Origin of the sequence: Pelagibacterium lentulum (assembly GCF_003992625.1) — a bacterium.
GTDB lineage: Bacteria > Pseudomonadota > Alphaproteobacteria > Rhizobiales > Devosiaceae > Pelagibacterium > Pelagibacterium lentulum.
On the sequence record NZ_RZMW01000020.1, the window covers coordinates 73,879 to 88,861 of the forward strand.

At 57.5% G+C, this 14,983-nt stretch carries 14 protein-coding genes and 3 tRNA genes; 5 read left to right on the forward strand and 12 right to left on the reverse strand.

Going from position 1 to position 14,983, the window contains the following annotated elements:
* Positions 1-220: 220 nt before the first annotated feature.
* Together EO133_RS05980 and EO133_RS05985 are read right to left on the reverse strand one after the other, a co-directional pair.
* A tRNA-Gly gene (locus EO133_RS05980) sits at positions 221-294 on the reverse strand.
* 63 nt (positions 295-357) lie between these two features.
* Positions 358-442: transfer RNA gene (locus EO133_RS05985), tRNA-Tyr, on the reverse strand.
* Between the two features lie 175 nt (positions 443-617).
* Here EO133_RS05985 and rlmB point away from each other — a divergent pair.
* The gene (rlmB, locus tag EO133_RS05990; protein ID WP_127071753.1) at positions 618-1,376 is read left to right on the forward strand and encodes a 23S rRNA (guanosine(2251)-2'-O)-methyltransferase RlmB; all 759 of its coding nucleotides are present in this window, start codon (positions 618-620) and stop codon (positions 1,374-1,376) included.
* Here rlmB and EO133_RS05995 read toward each other — a convergent pair.
* The 7 genes from EO133_RS05995 to xylF form a co-directional block, all read right to left on the reverse strand.
* Complete coding sequence (locus EO133_RS05995) at positions 1,373-2,254, reverse strand: polysaccharide deacetylase family protein (RefSeq protein WP_244640874.1); 882 nt, start codon at positions 2,252-2,254, stop codon at positions 1,373-1,375. The two genes, rlmB and EO133_RS05995, sit on opposite strands and share 4 nt — an antisense overlap.
* A 99-nt stretch (positions 2,255-2,353) precedes the next feature.
* Complete coding sequence (gene fghA, locus EO133_RS06000; protein ID WP_127071754.1) at positions 2,354-3,187, reverse strand: S-formylglutathione hydrolase; 834 nt, start codon at positions 3,185-3,187, stop codon at positions 2,354-2,356.
* A gap of 135 nt (positions 3,188-3,322) precedes the next feature.
* Positions 3,323-3,790, reverse strand: coding sequence for a YaiI/YqxD family protein (locus tag EO133_RS06005; protein WP_127071755.1), 468 nt, complete (start codon positions 3,788-3,790; stop codon positions 3,323-3,325).
* Positions 3,791-4,918 carry an S-(hydroxymethyl)glutathione dehydrogenase/class III alcohol dehydrogenase gene (locus EO133_RS06010; RefSeq protein WP_127071756.1) on the reverse strand — a complete coding sequence of 376 codons (1,128 nt, stop codon included), beginning with the start codon at positions 4,916-4,918 and terminating at the stop codon, positions 3,791-3,793.
* A gap of 118 nt (positions 4,919-5,036) precedes the next feature.
* Entirely contained in the window at positions 5,037-5,822 is a 786-nt protein-coding gene (locus tag EO133_RS06015) for an ATP-binding cassette domain-containing protein (protein WP_127071757.1), read from the reverse strand.
* Positions 5,823-5,835: 13 nt separating this feature from the next.
* Positions 5,836-7,149 carry a sugar ABC transporter permease gene (locus EO133_RS06020; protein ID WP_127071758.1) on the reverse strand — a complete coding sequence of 438 codons (1,314 nt, stop codon included), beginning with the start codon at positions 7,147-7,149 and terminating at the stop codon, positions 5,836-5,838.
* 94 nt (positions 7,150-7,243) lie between these two features.
* Positions 7,244-8,284, reverse strand: a complete 1,041-nt coding sequence (xylF, locus tag EO133_RS06025) for a D-xylose ABC transporter substrate-binding protein (protein WP_127071759.1) — start codon at positions 8,282-8,284, stop codon at positions 7,244-7,246.
* Positions 8,285-8,522: 238 nt separating this feature from the next.
* On the opposite strand from xylF, the gene EO133_RS06030 reads away from it, so the two are divergent.
* The 3 genes from EO133_RS06030 to EO133_RS06040 all read left to right on the forward strand — a co-directional run bounded on the left by EO133_RS06030 (position 8,523) and on the right by EO133_RS06040 (position 10,995).
* Positions 8,523-9,800 carry an ROK family transcriptional regulator gene (locus EO133_RS06030; protein ID WP_127071760.1) on the forward strand — a complete coding sequence of 426 codons (1,278 nt, stop codon included), beginning with the start codon at positions 8,523-8,525 and terminating at the stop codon, positions 9,798-9,800.
* A 16-nt stretch (positions 9,801-9,816) separates the two neighbouring features.
* Positions 9,817-9,892: transfer RNA gene (locus EO133_RS06035), tRNA-Thr, on the forward strand.
* Positions 9,893-10,218: 326 nt separating this feature from the next.
* A complete protein-coding gene (locus tag EO133_RS06040) occupies positions 10,219-10,995 on the forward strand; it encodes an NAD kinase (protein ID WP_127071761.1) in 777 nt (258 codons plus the stop codon).
* A 5-nt stretch (positions 10,996-11,000) separates the two neighbouring features.
* Here EO133_RS06040 and EO133_RS06045 read toward each other — a convergent pair whose 3' ends face one another.
* The 3 genes from EO133_RS06045 to EO133_RS06055 all read right to left on the reverse strand — a co-directional run bounded on the left by EO133_RS06045 (position 11,001) and on the right by EO133_RS06055 (position 13,764).
* Positions 11,001-12,206: a DUF2336 domain-containing protein gene (locus EO133_RS06045; protein ID WP_164734907.1), complete on the reverse strand. Its 1,206-nt coding sequence runs from the start codon at positions 12,204-12,206 to the stop codon at positions 11,001-11,003.
* A gap of 74 nt (positions 12,207-12,280) precedes the next feature.
* Positions 12,281-13,120 carry a transglycosylase SLT domain-containing protein gene (locus EO133_RS06050; protein ID WP_127071763.1) on the reverse strand — a complete coding sequence of 280 codons (840 nt, stop codon included), beginning with the start codon at positions 13,118-13,120 and terminating at the stop codon, positions 12,281-12,283.
* Between the two features lie 65 nt (positions 13,121-13,185).
* Complete coding sequence (locus EO133_RS06055) at positions 13,186-13,764, reverse strand: nitroreductase family protein (RefSeq protein ID WP_127071764.1); 579 nt, start codon at positions 13,762-13,764, stop codon at positions 13,186-13,188.
* A gap of 113 nt (positions 13,765-13,877) precedes the next feature.
* Between EO133_RS06055 and EO133_RS06060 the strand changes: the two genes are divergently transcribed.
* Positions 13,878-14,903 (forward strand): hypothetical protein, encoded by a 1,026-nt coding sequence (locus EO133_RS06060; RefSeq protein WP_127071765.1) that lies wholly within the window; start codon positions 13,878-13,880, stop codon positions 14,901-14,903.
* Positions 14,904-14,983: the final 80 nt, after the last annotated feature.

Sequence of the window (14,983 nt, forward strand, 5' to 3'; positions counted from 1 at the left end):
CTCCGCTATTGCCGTGCAGATTACCGCGATTTGCGCAATTTACGAGACCTACGAACAAATCTCTTACAATTTCGCAAAGTCTCGACATCTGGCGGCGACTTCGACCAACCTGCAAGGCCTGGAGGCATCGGAGCAAGGCAACACCTCCTGCGCGCAAAATCCCGACCGCAGAAAAGACGCTCGGTGGATCAAAGTGCTGTCGTAAGGTTTGAAGCGGAGTTGGAGCGGGTGAAGGGAATCGAACCCTCGTCGTAAGCTTGGAAGGCTTCTGCTCTACCATTGAGCTACACCCGCTCAAGGGTGTCATCGCTTGCCTGCTAACCTGCCCGGATTATTGCGGGGCTGCAAGGACGAATTTGGTGGAGGGGACTGGATTCGAACCAGTGTAGCCATAGGCGTCAGATTTACAGTCTGATGGATTTAACCACTCTCCCACCCCTCCCCAATCGTCACATTGGCGAAGCGAGGTGCGATGCAGACCGTTGCCGATCAACATCACGGCCCGGTTTATGCTGGCAGGACTGCCTCGTGTCAACAGCTATATCGCGGAAATTCAATATCCTTTCCACATTGTCTTCCTGCTTGCCCGAATTTGAGAAAACCGCTACCCCTCGCCCATGAGCAAAAACAAGTTTCCGCCCAAAAAGCGCCCTGTTATCGATCCCGACAGCGGGCCGGTTTATCTTTATGGCCTGCATACGGTCCGCGCTGCGCTGGACAACACCCGGCGGAAAAAACGCGTTTTGCTCGCTACGCCCAACGGCCTCAACCGCCTGCGCGAGGGCGGCGAACTGCCCTCTCTTCGGATCGAGGAAAAAACGCCGCGCGATCTCGACAAGTTATTGGGCGCCGATGCCGTCCATCAGGGCGTTGCCCTGGAAGTCGATCCGGTGGATCGCTATCGCCTCGATGACGTGCAAAAGCTCGACCTGGTGATCGCGCTCGATCAGGTCACTGACCCGCATAATGTCGGTGCGATTCTGCGCACAGCCTGCGCCTTTGGTGCCGATGCCGTGATCACGACGGCGCGCTACGCTCCGCGCGAAACCGGTGTTCTGGCGAAGTCCGCCTCCGGTGCGCTCGACATGATACCGCTCGTTGAAGTGCGCAATCTCGGCGAAACGCTAGAGACGCTGAAGGATCGGGGTCTGTTATGCCTTGGCTTTGATTCGGAAGCCGACGGCTTGCTGCAGCAGCGCCCCACCGGGCAGAAACTGGCAATTGTGCTGGGCGCCGAAGGTAAGGGACTGCGGCAGAAAACCCGCTCACTTTGCGATGAAATGGTCCGGCTCGACATGCCCGGCCCTATCAAATCGCTCAATGTCTCTAACGCGGCGGCGATTGCTCTTTTTGCAGCTACGGCAGGGCGAAGCTAGTCGGCCTTGCCTTCAGGCAAGGCGGCTGTAATCAGGTCTCTCGAAAACACGCCACCGCCAGTCGTACGCAAGCTGACGACGCTATAGCCACGCTCCTCAAGCTCGGCCAGAAAGCGCGGCAACATAGTAACCGTCCGGTCATGGATGTCGTGGAACAGCACCACCCCCTTACCCCGCGCTTCCAATCGCGCAAGCGTCCGGTCCATCACCTCTTGCGGCGTCGACCTGAAATAGTCCTTGGAATCAATGTCGACACCAAGAACGATCAGATCGCCTTCAACGACACTGGCACGAAGAAGCCCGTTTTCCGAGAGGTAGGGAAAGCGGAAAAAGCGTGACGCTTCATAGCCACCCGCTGCGAGGGCATCGGAAACGGCCATATGGCCGGCCTGTATCTCGGCTATGGCTTCGGTTTGAGACAGTGTCGTCAAATCCGCATGATCGTAAGTATGACTGCCGATAGCATGACCTCGCCTGGCAACGGCACGCGCCAGCTCGGGATGGCGCTGTGCTGCCGAACCCAGCATCAGGAATGTGGCATTGACGTTGAAGGCCTCAAGCGTATCGAGAATGGCTTCCGTTTTCCCCGGACGCGGGCCATCGTCGAATGTCAGCACAACTTCACCAGGCAACAGACTTATCTGACTGCCATCAGCAACGGTAATGGTCCGTCCGGCAAGAACGCCGCGTCCGACGGGTGTCGGCATGGGCTGCATTGCAATATCTTCCGATGATAAATCGGCGCTGATTGAGCCAGTCATCACCATGTCAGTATCATGGCCGACATAAGCAGCAAGCTGCGGCTGTAACTGTGGAGGCTTGGCGCAACCACAAAGTGTTACGCCAAGCGCAATAAGAACAAGACTAAAACGCAACACCACAAACACACCAAATCAAGCACTAAAAACGCTCGATCACTCTTGGCGATTATGGTTAACAAGTCGTTCCAAATAGAGAAATTTATACTTAATGAATCGTTACTTCAACCGCTCGGCGTGCCAGTTCAAATGGTCATCCATAAAGGTCGATATGAAGAAATAGGAATGGTCGTATCCTTCCTGCATCCGCAGGGTCAGATCGATTCCGGCTTGCGCGCAGGCCTCTGCAAAGCGCCAGGGCATGAGGCCGCTTTCCAGAAAGCCATCCGCAGCCCCCTGATCGATGAGGATCTGATCGAACCGTGCGCCATCGGCCACAAGCGCACATGCGTCATATGCCCGCCAATCGGACTCATCGGCGCCCAAATACTTCTCAAAGGCCGGTTTGGACCAATCAGCCTCCATCGGGTTCACGATTGGCGCAAAGGCCGTACAGGAGCGAAACTGCCCCGGATTGCCAAGCGCAAGCGTCAACGCACCATGACCACCCATTGAATGGCCAAAAATGCCCTGCCGGGTCATATCCGCAGGAAAATGTTTGGCGATCAGATCAGGCAACTCGTCGGCAATATAGCTGCGCATGCGATAGTTGCGGTCGTATGGCGGCTGCTTCGCATCGAGATAAAAACCCGCACCTGAGCCAAATTGCCAGTTGTCCGGCTCGTCCGGCACCCTTTCCCCGCGCGGTGAGGTGTCCGGACAAACAACGATAAGCCCGAGTTCTGCCGCCTTGCGCCGATATTCGCCCTTATCCATGACGTTCTGATGGGTGCAAGTCAGCCCGGACAAATACCAGAGCACGGGAAGTTTCTGGCCTTCGTTGTGCGGTGGCACGAACACGGCAAACGTCATGTCGCAATCGGTAGTTTTTGCCCGATGCTTATAAACGCCCTGAACCCCGCCGAACGCCCTGCTGGCCGAAGTCTTTTCCATCACAACTCCATAGTCCTATGATGCCAGCGCGACTGCGGCGTTCACTGCCGCGGCGACCAGCACCGTATTGAAAAAGAACGAGCGGTTCCGGCAACGGCATAGGGTGATAGCGCAAAAAGCAGAACTTGCAGCACTCTAAACTGCACCAGCCGCCCGCTTTGCCCGCTGAACAAGAGCATCGAACGCCTGTAAAAACGCCGAACGATCCTTGGCCGTAAAGCTGGCATTATAGCCCTTGCTTTCGCCGGTCTCCCGCAAATGCTGGTTCAACTCCCGCATGGCCAGCGCCATCCCTATCGATTGCTCTGTAAACCCTTTGCCGGTCGGCCCGATGGCATGCGCCGCTTTTTCCAGAACCCGGCTGGCCAAGGGTATGTCCGAAGTCACGATAACATCGTTAGGCTGCGCGTGCTCTGCAATCCAGTCATCGGCGATGTCGGCCCCTTGCGGAACCATGACGTTTCGGATCATCGGATCGCGTGACGGACGCAGCCCGAAATTGGCAACAAAGGTAACGGCAAGGCCATGCCTTTCGGCCACCCGGATGATTTCACCCTTGACCGGACAGGCATCCGCATCGACGTAGATTTGAGGAGCCGCCACTCAGAACAGCACCACAGACCGGATCGACTCGCCCTTGTGCATGAGATCGAATCCCTTGTTGATGTCCTCCAGACGCAATGTGTGTGTAATCATCGGATCGATCTGGATTTTTCCATCCATATACCAAGCGACGATTTTGGGCACATCGGTGCGTCCGCGCGCACCGCCAAAGGCAGTGCCCATCCATGTGCGCCCGGTTACAAGTTGGAATGGGCGGGTGGAAATTTCCTGCCCTGCCCCCGCAACCCCGATGATGACCGACTTGCCCCAACCGCGATGACTGGCCTCGAGCGCCTGGCGCATAACCGTCACATTACCGGTGCAGTCGAATGTGTAGTCCGCACCCCCGATCTGGTCGGCCCCGCGCTTTGTCATGTTGATCAGATGGGCAACGATATCGCCGTCAATCTGCTTGGGATTGACAAAATGGGTCATGCCGAAGCGCTCGCCCCATTCCTTCTTGTCGTCGTTGAGATCGACCCCGATAATCATGTCGGCCCCGGCCATTTTCAGGCCTTGAATGACATTAAGACCGATACCGCCAAGCCCGAACACAACCGCCGTTGCTCCCTGCTCCACCTTGGCGGTATTGAGCACCGCACCGACACCGGTTGTAACACCACAGCCCACATAGCAGACTGTCTCGAAGGGCGCTTTTGGATCGATCTTGGCAACGGCGATCTCCGGCATCACCGTGTAATTGGAGAAGGTCGAGCAGCCCATGTAATGGTAGACCGGCTTGCCCTTGTAGGAGAAACGCGTGGTCCCGTCCGGCATAAGACCCTGCCCCTGGGTTGCCCGAATTGCCGTACAGAGGTTGGTTTTGCGCGACAGACAGGACGGACACTCACGACATTCGGGCGTATAAAGCGGAATGACGTGATCGCCCTTCTTTACGCTCGTTACGCCAGCGCCGACATCAACGACGATGCCCGCGCCTTCATGGCCCAGAACCGAGGGGAACAGTCCTTCAGGATCGGCGCCCGATAGCGTGAATTCATCGGTATGGCAGATGCCTGTGGCCTTTATTTCGACCAGAACTTCACCAGCCTTGGGCCCTTCAAGATCCAACTCGACAATTTCGAGCGGCTTACCGGCCTCAAAGGCCACTGCTGCACGGGTCTTCATGTCTGCGATTCCTCAATAAACTGAAATCTTTATCTGTTTTCAAAGAGGATGACATAAAGCAAAGACGCCGGGCAAGGTCCACGCACCTCGCCCGGCATCAAATCGTCTATTGTGCCGTTCAGCTTTTCATCGCACCGGGACCGGGAATAGCACCCGGAGGACATTTCCCCATAATGATCATGCCAAGCACTTCGTCCTTGGTGACATCGGTCGTTTTGGCGGTGCCCACGACCTGCCCGTTTTTCATAACGCACACGCGATCTGCCAGATCGAATACGTCATGAATATCGTGGCTGATCAGGAAAATGCCGATGCCATCGGCTTTCAGTTGCATAATGAGTTCGCCGACCTGCGCTGTCTCTTGCGGGCCAAGAGCGGCCGTTGGCTCGTCCATGATCAGAATGCGGGCATTAAAGAGAATGGCGCGCGCAATTGCCACAGACTGACGCTGGCCGCCCGAAAGGGCCTTGACCGGCTCCTTGAAGCGCCGAAAATTGGGATTCAGCCGCCCCATGACTTCGCGAGCCTTGGCCTCCATCGCAACGTCATCGAGAGTGCCGATGGCCGTCACAAGCTCACGTCCCAGAAACAGGTTTGCCGCCGCGTCCACGTTATCGGCTACTGCAAGAGTCTGGTAGATCGTCTCGATCCCATATGCCTTGGCGTCGCGCGGATTGTTGATCGTCGCTTCCTGTCCGTCGATCCGGATGTCGCCGGAATCGCGTTTATAGGCTCCCGAGAGAATCTTGATCAGTGTGGACTTGCCCGCGCCATTATGGCCGAGCAGACCAACGACCTCGCCGGGATAAAGGTCCACCGATGCACCATCGACCGCCCGAATACCGCCAAACGCGATGGAGATATCTTCGAGTTCGACCAGCGGTTTTGAAGCTGTTTGTACCATATTCAACAAACCCTTACTGTGCCCGGTTGCGATAAAGCGTATCGAGCCAGACCGCGAATACCAGAACGATACCTACAACGATGCTCTGCAGAGGGCTGTCGAGCCCCATCAGCACCATCCCCGATTGTAGTGACTGCATGACAAGCGCACCGATCATCGCGCCAACGATCGTCCCCACACCGCCCGAAAGAGATGTTCCCCCGATGACCGCAGCCGCAATGACGTAAAGCTCATCGAGCGTACCCATAGCGTTGGTGGCAGCATTGAGCCGGGCCGAGGAAATCGCTGCTGCGATGGCGCAAAGCGCGCCCATAAGCATGAAGATCTTTACCGTCACCCAGCGGGTATTGATACCCGCCAGTTCCGCTGCTTCGGGGTTGCCACCCAGAGCAAACACATAGCGGCCAAACCGCGTGCGGGTTGCAAGAAACGTCATGACAACGCCGACACTAATCGCAATGAGAACAGGCACCGCAATGCCGTGCGAGATGAACAGGCCACCCTCAGGTACGGGAATATTGTTAGCTTCGGCGTAATTGGCAGCGATGCGCACCGGCCACGGATAGGCATTGAATACCGCCACTGCGCCAAGCACGACCGAACAGCCGAGAACCGCAAGAACCCCTTCTGCCCAAAGCGGACGCTGCGGAAAATTGAACCGGCGACGTTGCCGTCGCGCATAAACGAGATAGGCAATTATGCCGATGCAAGCGAGCACCGCCACAAACCAACTCGCAGTCGCACCGATCGAGCCGCCCGGCCCACCGCCCATGAGCTGGAACGTCGAATCGAGCGGAGCCACAGTGCGGCCCGAGGTCATCCACCATGCCGAGCCGCGCCACACGAGCATGCCACCGAGCGTTACGACAAAGGCCGGCACGCGCAGATATGCGATGATCGCGCCTTGGATGCCCCCAATTATTGCCCCCAGCACAATACCGTAGCCAAGCGTCAGAACCCATAACCCAGGATGACCGAACCCTATCAGGCGCGGCAGGATTTCGGCCTGCATGACGCCCATCAGCATCGCCAGAACGCCAAGGATCGAGCCAACCGAAAGGTCGATATTGCGCGTGACGATAACGAGGACCATGCCAGTCGCCATGATTGCGACCGACGATGTTTGCACTGAAAGATTCCAGAGATTACGAGGCGTTATGAAAAGCCCGCCTGACATGACATGAAAGCCCAGCCAGATCAGCACAAGCGCGCCGATCATGCCAAGCAGCCGCGTATCCAGTTCTGTTGCGCTAAAAAAACGCGAAACCGGATTATTGCCCAATATCTGGATCGTATTTGAAGATGACATGGCGTTCTGATCGGCCATCAATGCCCCTCCTCTGGAGTGTTGGTACAGGCCAAGCAGGATGCCGCGGCAAAGTAACCGCGGCATCCACTGGCGATTTTAGCAATCAATAAAATTAGTCGCAGGCAGCAACCGTACCAGCCGAAACACCCTGGCAAACGACTTCTTTGCTCACCCAACCGGCGTCGATAACGATGTTGAGGTTGTCCCGAGTGATGGGAACAGGAGCCAGGAAGTACGCGTTCATTGCCACGCCGGTCGGACCATCGGTAAAGACAACCGAACCCGGAACCTCGTTAAGTCCGGCACCGCCAGCCAGCAGCAAGGCAATTTCAGCGGCCTTGGCGCCCAACTCGCGAGCATCCTTCCAGACCGAAACGGTCTGCGTGCCAAGAGCAACCCGATTTAGAGCGGCATGGTCGCCATCCTGCCCCGAAACCGGTACAGAGCCTGCAAGACCCTGTGCGGCAAGTGCAGCCACAACGCCGCCGGCGGTGCCGTCGTTGGAAGCTACGACCGCATCGACATTATTGTCGTTCGCAGTCAGGAACTGCTCCATATTGCGCTGCGCGTTTTCCGGCAACCAACCATCGGTATAGGCTTCACCAACATTGACAATATCGCCTGCATCGATGGCATTCTGCAGCACTTCAAGTTGCCCTTCATGCAAGAAGTCTGCGTTGGGATCGGTGCTGGAGCCCTTGATGAAGACATAGTTGCCTGTCGGCTGAACAGCATATACGGCCTGGGCCTGCAAACGGCCAACGCCCTTGTTGTCGAAGGTCAGGTAGAACGCGTCCGGGTTCTCGATCAGACGGTCATAACCAACCACCGGAATGCCTTCCGCAACAGCGGCGGCAATGGCAGGACCGATTGCGTCCGAGTCCTGCGCCAGCACGATCAGAGCATCTGCGCCCTGCGCGATAAGGCTCTCGACATCGGTAAGCTGCTTGGAAGGTGATGACTGCGCGTCAGCCGAAATATAACGCGCACCGGCTGCTTCAAGAGCCGAACGAATTGCAGCTTCGTCAGTCTGCCAGCGCTCTTCCTGAAAGTTCGACCAGGAAACCCCGACCGTGATCTCCTGAGCACTTGCAGCGCCAGCTAACCCAAAAAGAACGGTCGTGCCAAGCAGGACCGCAGCCAGATTTTTCATGAAATTTCCTCCCGCGGACATCCAGTGCCCGCAAATCGATAAAGACGAATAAGCCTCCAAAAGCGGCATCTCCTCCTGAGTCACCGCTCGTCCCGGATATTTATTTCAATACCCGAAAAAACGATTTGCATGCCGCCCCATCAGAGTCAACAATGATTTTTACAAGAACTGAAAAAATTGATGCGCATGTTGTAGCAAGGCCTTAAGAGTCGGCAGCAACGAACGCTGGGAGGCAGCCGTGGCGCGAGGCGTCGCAGATACGGAAATGGTCAGGCGTCAGAACCGGGAACTCGTGCTTGGCGTCTTGCGGCGCGAAGGCGCGATGTCGCGCACCCAGATCGCTGCGCGCACGGGGCTTTCCAACGCCTCCCTCACGGCCATCGCATCCGAGCTTGTCGCCCAGGGTATTCTCATAGAGCTTGAAGACGCCGACCCCAACAACAAGGGACGTGGGCGTCCGGCCATCAAAGTCGGACACAATCGCGAGGCCGCACATGTCATTGCGATCGAGCTGGATGTAAACCGATGCCGACTGTCGCTGCTCGATTATGCCGGAACCTTGCGGGATCGTTTCGAGGCGACAATTACACCGGATGTTTTTGCCGAGAACGCACCGGCACACTATCTGATCGAACGCATAAGAGTCATGTGTGACCGCAATCCCGATGCTGCTCCCGCTCTGCGCAATATCTCGATTTCGGTTCAGGGCATTCTGGCGCCAAACGGCAAGGGTATGCGCTGGTCACCGCTGCAGCATCTTGCCCAGCACAACCTCATCGGCCCAATACAGGACCAGTTCGGCGTTCCCGCTCAATTGTTCAAACGAGGCCGGCTGATGGCCGAAGGTGTGCGCTGGTTGCGCCCCAACGATGGTCATCTGACGATTGCGACCATTTACGTCGGTTCGACTATCGGCATGGGGCTAGGCTTTTCTACACGCGCAGGCGCCGAGGACGACTTGGGCACCGAGTTTGGACATATGCCGCACATCGTCGACGGGGCACTGTGCCGATGCGGAGCCAGAGGATGCATCGAAGCTTACGCCTCCGATTACGGCATACTGCGCAGCGCTTACTCGGTGCCTGATCACGCCCCGCCGGCAACCGCAGTACCGGAAGCCGACTTCCAGCAAATCGTGGTACGGGCCCATGCAGGTGACCGCAATGCCATCCATGCCTTTCAGCGTGCGGGCGCTGCCATAGGCCACGGCATTGCCAGATTGATGTCGATCATTGATCTCGATCGCCTTGTGCTTTTGGGACCAACCGTAAGTGCATTTGGTTTGATGCAGCAGGGTATGCGCGATGGCGTCTCGGCTTCATTGATGGGCAGAATCAACGGACTGCCTGAAATCGACCTTATCCACGACGCTGCCGAGCCCATCTTCAAGGGACTGACCATGAAGGCCTTGACCGAGATAGACCGCAACATCTTCGCCGTCCGGGCCGGAACGGGGCCCGAACCAGAACTTGCATCCGAGCCGCAAGACACACTTGCATCCCGCTCGACGCAGTGATAGCTAGCACGCCAGTGCCGGTATAGCTCAGTTGGTAGAGCATCTGATTTGTAATCAGAGGGTCGCGGGTTCAAGTCCTGCTGCCGGCACCAGCAAAGCCCCATGAAATCGTTGATTTCTCGAAGCGCCATCAGACCGTTGCGGCCCGGCTTTTATGATTGGGCGAACACCTCTTGGTCGCGCTTGGCAAGAACGTCGATTCGCGCGTGTGATTGAACATCTTTTGCGGCAACGAATGCCGTCCTGCCAAGCACATCAACAGGGTTCAACAAACCCGGCCCAGAATAATCTGAGCCTGGTGCGTCACTCCACCTCAAGAGTGGACAGCCGAACGGCCGCGGACAGTAGCATCGAACGCCGGGCCATGTTAAACGCCTATGATCGAACGTGAATAAGTTCCGGCAGGGAGGCTGGTGCCTTGGCGCTATATACCGATGGCAAGGTGGCCTTTGTGTCGTCCCAAACCGATGAGGCCCTGCAGGCACGCGATCAACTGATCGCGATTCACGGAAATGCCTCCATGGACGATGCCTCAATCATCGTCGCACTGGGCGGCGACGGGCTGATGCTCGAAACCCTGCACAGCGTCATGGATCGCGGCATTCCCGTTTACGGCATGAATTTCGGCTCCATCGGCTTTCTGATGAACGAGTTCAGCACCGAGGCGTTGGCCGTTCGGCTCAGGGCTGCCCTGCCCACCACCATCCATCCGCTCAAGATGCAGGTGGTCGATGCGGAAGGGAAATCCAGCGAAGCGCTCGCGCTTAACGAAGTGTCGCTTTACCGATCGTCTTACCAAGCCTCGAAAATCCGCATCAGCATCGATGGCGAAATCAGACTCAACGAGTTGATCTGCGACGGCATTATCGTTGCAACACCCGCTGGCTCGACCGCCTACAATCTTTCCGCCCACGGCCCTATCCTGCCGATTACCGCACCACTGCTGGCCCTGACGCCAATCTCGCCCTTCCGGCCAAGACGCTGGCGTGGCGCTATCGTGTCGAACCGTGCCAATATCACATTCAGTACATTGGAGGCGGAAAAACGCCCTGTCAGCGCGGTTGCCGACAATATTGAATTTGAGGACGTGCGCGAGGTCAGGGTCTTCGAGGATCGGCGCCACGCCGTTACGCTGTTGTTCGATCCCGGCCATAGCCTGGATGAACGCATTCTGATCGAGCAGTTCCGTTATTGACCGGCTCAGGCCGCCGGTAATGCCAGTGGCGCCTCACCTTGCACCTCGGGCACCATTACGGCGTCGGGCATCTCACTGGCGAAGGCCGGCATGACGCCGCGCGCTGCCTCTCGGGCAAGTTCGATATTCTGCTCATTGAGATAAGCGAAGGCTTCATCAAGCGCAGGCGGAATATCGCCGTCATGTTCGACGATCAATTCCTCAATCAGAACGGTAACGACAAAATGCCGGGCGGCGAGATCTTCGGCAAGGTCGGCCTTGCGCGCGTGAAAGACCAGCCGTGCCAGAAGGTTGCGAACTGCCGGGGCAAGACCGCAACGCGAAAATATCGCGTGCAGCGCCGCGCGGCTGCCGCTATCCAGCAAAGTGAAAACCTTGCTGCGCGAAATCTGCGACAGATGCGCGAGGCATTCTGCGAAAAACAGCACATGACCATGCATGAGCGCATGCAGCAGAACGCGGGTGCTGATCTGGTCCGTATCCGCAAGAACGACGGCAAACGCATGATTTCCCCTGCCCGCCTCGCGCTCTCCGATCGCCGTCGTTGCTCGGTCACAGGCATTGCGCATGAGTCTTTCCAGACGACGGGGCTGCACGGAACCTTTGACAATGCGCAAATCTGAGAGTGCGGCACGAACCCGGCCCACGAGATAATGCCGGGCCAGCCCTGGCAGGTCGCGACGCTTGAGCAAGGCACCGCGCACCCTGGCATCGTCGCCCCAGCGATCGGCGGTGGCCATGAGATCATCTGCCGGGAACTCAAGGTCCTCCCGCCCAAGAACCCGGACGCAAAGATCGGGAATGCCTAAACGCAGCAATGCCAAGGCAACCCGGATGCTCAGGCTTGGCCGAACCGTCATGACCGCCAGCATATCCGGATCGCCCGAACGCATGATGCCCATGAGATCGGCATCGAGCAGCACTGGCGAGAATTGCACGACGGCGCGGGAGATCACGGGAGCATCCTGAGCCAAAGCCAGCATGATCGGACGCGGAGCGTGGTCGGCATGGAGTAAGCCATAAGCCAGCGCGGCGCGGACTTTAACCGAAGGATCGTCGAGAAAATTCATCAACGCGGCATAAAGCGCGGCCTGTTCATCTGCAGGCCCACGATGCTTGAGATAAGCCATTGCCGCCAGATGGGCGGCCTGACCACGCGCCTCACTATCGCCAGACTGAGACAATTCAACATAACGCTGATAGGCAACCATACGCATCCCCCAGACAATTGCGCCAAATCTAGCGCCCAAGCCTTAAGGATTGGTTCACCATGTTTAGGCGGGGACTACTCTCCACTGTAAAACCCGGAGAACAGCGCACGACCAGAACGCGGGGCATCATTGCCCGCAACCGGAGAGCCGGACTTACCTTCCGCATTGTTTGAAAACAGCGATGTGAACGTCATGCCGGGGGGCAAGGGCGGCCCTTGTTGCTCTAGCTCGAAGCGCGAGGGCAGCGGCGTCTGCACGGGACGCTCGCCACTCATTTGCTGCGCCGCAAATGCGGCACTGGCCGGCGGGGCATTGTTATGGCGCGCCACCAGCACCTGATAGACTTCGCGTACAGTGCGCGGGCGGCCATTGTCATAGAAAATCGGTCTGTTTGCTGCCGCCGGTCGCGGGAAAAGCTCTGCAGCAATCGCGTTGGGTCGCGTCAAACCGGCTTCGAAAAAGCGCTCGGCCCCACGGGCTCCAAGGAAATGAGCGATATAGAGCTCGCCAGGACTGGGCATACGGCCGAACTTCTGGTGCAGATATTCCCCATTGCGCCGGGTAAAGGCTGCAGCCATATCCGAGGCAATCTGGGGATCGCGGCGCAGATCGAGAATCTGCTGCCGAACCGTTGGATTGCGGACAAAAAACTCGCCGTTATTCTCCTCGATATGGTCGGCGAAATCCTGATAGCCAAGCCGAGGGCCTTCAGCCTTCATCACCTCGAACCAGGTACTCTCGATGAATTGAAACAACCCCGTTGCCGACGATGTTCTCGCCCTGGCATCGGGATTGAGGCTGCTTTCCCGGATTGCCGTCTGCACCAGATAGTCGAAATCCACACCATTGCGCTGCCCTGCCTTGTCGATGACATAGGCCAGATGCTGCGGAATGGACTGGACGGACGAAGCCATTGGCGAACCCGGAATCACGTTCGAAACGATATGGTTAACTAAATCCTACCAAGGTTAATCTCCGGTTAACCTTCCCAACGTGTCGTGATGGCCTCGATATCGGGCCGGTCCCGATCTTCAAGGCGGGTTTGCGGCGTACCGATATGCACAAACCCGACAAAGCGCTCACCGGCGCGCGCACCAAGCATTTCAGACGCATCGGAATCGAAAGCGAACCAGCGTGTAACCCAATGGGCACCGAAACCGAGCGCATTGGCGCCGTGGCAAAGGTTGAAACAGACATTGCCTGCAGCAAGAAGTTGCTCGAACTCCGGGATTTTGACATGCGGCGCGGCAGTGCTGATAACGCCAACGGTCAACGGAGCGGGAAGAAACTGCCCGCGCTCGAAATCCGCTTCCTCGATTGTCTTGGCCCGGCCGGTGCGCTCGGCAATTTCAGCAAGCCTCTCGCCGATCTTCTGACGCGCTTCGCCCTCGTAGATCACGAAGCGCCACGGCGCTAGCTTGCCGTGATCGGGAACCCGGCTTGCAATAGTGAGCATCTCGCGCAACTGCCGCGCATCGGGCCCTGGCTCGGCCAGAAATGGAGCGGTCACAGTTCGCCGCGACAGAAAGTAGTCTTTAAGTACTGCGTTTTCGCTCATTAATCAGGAAACCTCATTGCTTGCTCTATTTTCTTCCTTATGACACAGCTTTTCCCTAATCGCCCTTTAGGAATCACCGGCATCGACCAAGACTTTGGGAATTGTGTGGACGAATGCAACTTAAGAGCCTTCTCGCCCTGCTTCTGGCATTTGGCCTTTCAACGGCCGCTATAGCGCAGGACGCCGAGGCACTCGACGAGGACGCTCCCGCAGCGGACGCTTCCGAAGCGCCGATTCCGCCGCCTCGTCCGGTTGAATTCGGTGGCACAGAGCCGCTGGCACTGCGGGACGACCCCGATGCAATCGATCCGTCCATTGTCATTGATGGCGGGGAATTCGACATGGATATTGTCGCACGGCCTGATTATTCCCACATCACCGATCCTCAGCCCGTAACGCTCTCGGCCCGCATAACCGATGACGGCCCCATCATCCCCAGCGGTTTGGTCTGGCGCATTTTTGAAGCGCGGGTCGACGACAGTGGCGAATTGGCGCTGGCTGCCAAGTCCGAAGAGGCGACGGCCAATGTCAGCCTGCCGCCTGGCGAATATGTCTTGCATGTCTCGTTGGGGCGCGCCCAGGCATCCGATACGATTTTCGTCGAGCCTGGCCCCAACAACATGACGCTGACATTTGAAGTTGGCGCCTTGCAGCTCGCGGCCTTGATCTCCGGCGACGTTCCTATTCCCGCTAATATGCTCCGCTTCGACATTTACTCGAACGGACCAGGCGGCAGAGCAACCATCGCCGAAAGCGTTTCGCCGGGCGAACTCGTCCACCTCAACGCCGGCGTCTATTCCATCGAGTCGCACTTTGGCGAGCTTAACGCCGTCGTCCGCTCCGAACTGCGAGTGGAACCGGGACAGATCACCGAAGCGACGCTGTTCCACAGGGCAGCGCAAATCTCGCTCAAACTGGTCTCCGAAGAAGGCGGCGAGGCCATCGCCGATGTCGAATGGACCATCCAGACAACCGACGGTGAAACGCTCTATACCGAAATTGGTGCCTTCCCCGCCACGGTTCTGGCCGAAGGCGACTATATCGCAATCGCCAAGCTGGGCGAGAATGTCTATAACCGCGAATTTGAAGTCCGCCCCGGAGCCCAGCGCGAAATCGAGATTCTGACCGCGGTTTATTGAGCGGGTTTAGAGCGGCCTCCCCTTTCAGCCATGTCAAAGCGCCCTCCGGCTATGCCTTTGGGTTGTGCGATAGAGATGGA